The sequence below is a fragment of the Oleiphilus sp. HI0067 genome, assembly GCF_001635735.1.
In genome coordinates, this window is sequence record NZ_LWFI01000855.1 from 1 (window position 1) to 1,698 (window position 1,698).

Annotated in this window: 3 protein-coding genes; all 3 read left to right on the forward strand. The window is 44.4% G+C overall.

Annotated features, from left to right (window positions below):
* The coding region (locus A3739_RS09140; protein WP_197472238.1) for a thiamine phosphate synthase at positions 1 to 515 on the forward strand (515 nt) is incomplete at its 5' end.
* Entirely contained in the window at positions 515 to 1,003 is a 489-nt protein-coding gene (gene moaC, locus A3739_RS09145) for a cyclic pyranopterin monophosphate synthase MoaC (RefSeq protein WP_068473122.1), read from the forward strand. The genes A3739_RS09140 and moaC, both read left to right, overlap by 1 nt.
* Before the next feature lie 56 nt (positions 1,004 to 1,059).
* Positions 1,060 to 1,698, forward strand: a 639-nt coding sequence (locus A3739_RS09150) for a GTP 3',8-cyclase MoaA (protein WP_156502508.1), incomplete at its 3' end; no start/stop codon positions are given.

Genomic DNA, 1,698 nt, shown 5'->3' on the forward strand with positions numbered 1-1,698 from the left:
CTTCACATCTATCACAAGCAGAATCCAAGGGTTTTGATCTTATACAGTTGCGACAACATCATCTTAACGATGAGCTTTATATTTCGTGGGCTAGCAAGCTATACCAACAATTTCCAAATGTTCGTTTGGTGTGGAATAGAACGTTAAGAGTCATGGCTTCTCTTCCTGGAGATGCTTGGCATTTGAACGCGGAGCAGGCGCGGCAGGCTAAGCATGAGGGCTATAGCCTTCCATATTTGTTTGGTGTTTCATGCCATTCAAAATCTGAATTAGCATTGGCAGAGAGTGTTGGTGCAAACTATGCTCTATTGTCGCCGGTTCAACGGACACAATCACACCCAGATGCAGAACCATTAGGGTTAGCTAATTTTGAAGCCTTGTTAGAGGGGTGCAATATTCCCGTGTATGCGCTTGGCGGAATGAGAGATGAGCAATTGGGTGAGGTAATTCGTGCTGGCGGACAGGGCATTGCTGGTATCAGTACATGGCAAACGATTATAGAGGGAACGCGTTAATGGAAAATAAACTAACGCATGTCAATGAATCAGGTAATGCGCATATGGTTGATGTGTCGGGGAAGGCAATAACTGGACGTATTGCTATTGCAGAGGCTTATGTTGACATGAAGCCTTCAACCTTATCATTGATATTGAGTGATCAGATTGAAAAGGGCGATGTGTTAGCAGTGTGCCGAGTTGCAGGTATTATGGCAGCTAAAAAGTGTTCTGAACTTGTCCCCTTGTGCCATGGTTTAAATTTAAGTGCTGTGAGCATTGATTTTGAGCCGCAAGACGTCAACGATTCGGCGCGCTTACGCATTGTTAGTACATGTAAGTTGAATGCGCAGACAGGTGTTGAGATGGAAGCGTTGACAGCTGTTAGCGTTGCTGCGCTGACTGTTTATGACATGTGTAAAGCTGTTGATAAAGCGATGCAAGTTAATGGCGTTCGATTGTTAGAAAAGCATGGCGGTAAGAGCGGCAGTTACTACGCAGACAATTAAATGCACTGCCAGTAATGGCATTAAAACACACGACGGTTCGAAACTAGAGACAATCTATGACTCAGACTAATCAAACGAATACAGCGCTAGTTGATCCTTTTGGACGAAAGATTAACTATTTGCGTTTGTCAGTTACTGACCGTTGTGATTTTCGCTGTGTTTACTGCATGGATGAAGAGATGACATTTGTTCCACGCAGTGAAGTCTTGAGTCTTGAAGAAATGCACCTTCTTGCGCGTGCGTTTGTTGAGCTTGGCGTTCAGAAGATCCGNTTAACAGGTGGAGAGCCCCTTGTTCGCAGTGGTGTCGTGGAATTATGCAAAAACATCGCGTCGATCGATGGTTTGCAAGAATTAGTCATGACTACCAACGGCTCTCAGTTGGCGCGTTTGGCTCCTGAATTAAGAGAAGCGGGTCTAGGCCGGTTGAACATTAGTCTGGATAGCTTAGATCCCGATAAATTTAAAAAACTTACTCGTACAGGTGATTTGCAAACAGTGCTTGACGGCATTCAGGCCGCAAAAAAAACGGGTTTCGACAATATAAAGCTCAATGCAGTCATACTTAAAGGTAGGAACGTTGATGAGGTCATTCCTCTCGTAGATTTCGCTGTAAAAGAGGGGCTTCATCTGAGTTTTATTGAAGAGATGCCCTTAGGTGCAATCAGCGAGCATTCACGTAAAGAAGAGTTCGTG

Excerpts from the sequence above, each read along its gene's own strand:
- moaC (WP_068473122.1), top strand. The coding sequence starts at position 515 with ATGGAAAATAAACTAACGCATGTCAATGAATCAGGTAATGCGCATATG.